The organism is Streptomyces sp. NPDC059909, from assembly GCF_042730885.1.
Classification (GTDB): domain Bacteria; phylum Actinomycetota; class Actinomycetes; order Streptomycetales; family Streptomycetaceae; genus Streptomyces.
In genome coordinates this window covers 1-444 of record NZ_JBHWKX010000251.1, presented here as the reverse complement: position 1 = coordinate 444, position 444 = coordinate 1, and the positions used below count along the sequence as shown (strand labels likewise).

The 444-nt window shown below is 73.2% G+C and carries 1 protein-coding gene; it reads right to left on the bottom strand.

The features are described from left to right. Positions 1-37: 37 nt before the first annotated feature. The coding region (locus tag ACFV9O_RS40610) for a GntR family transcriptional regulator (protein ID WP_385428159.1) at positions 38-444 on the bottom strand (407 nt) is incomplete at its 5' end.

Genomic DNA, 444 nt, shown 5'->3' with positions numbered 1-444 from the left:
GGCCGGGCCTCTTCGGAGTCCCGCACGTCGAAGCCCCCTACGCGTCCAGCGTCACCGTGAACGAGAACCGGTCCCCCCGGTAGCGGATGCGGGTCACGTCGAGGGTGCGGCCCTCCCCGTCCACGGTGATCCCGGTGTAGTGCAGGATCGGGCTGAGCAGCGGCACGTCGAGCAGCCGGGCCGTCTCCGGGTCGGCGAGGCGGGCCTCGACGGTGTCGGTGATGCGGGCGATGTCCAGGCCGACGGTGTCCCGCAGCACCTTGGTCATCGGCTGGTTCTCCAGGTCGCCCGGGTCGATCCGGGCCGCGATCTCCGGCGGCAGGTAGTTGCGGGCGTGGTTGGTGGGTTCGCCGGTCTCCTCGTCGTGGCGCAGCCGGTGGTAGGCGGTCACCTCGGTGCGGCCGGGGAAGTGCTCGGCGAGGTCCGGGGGGACCGGCGCCGGGC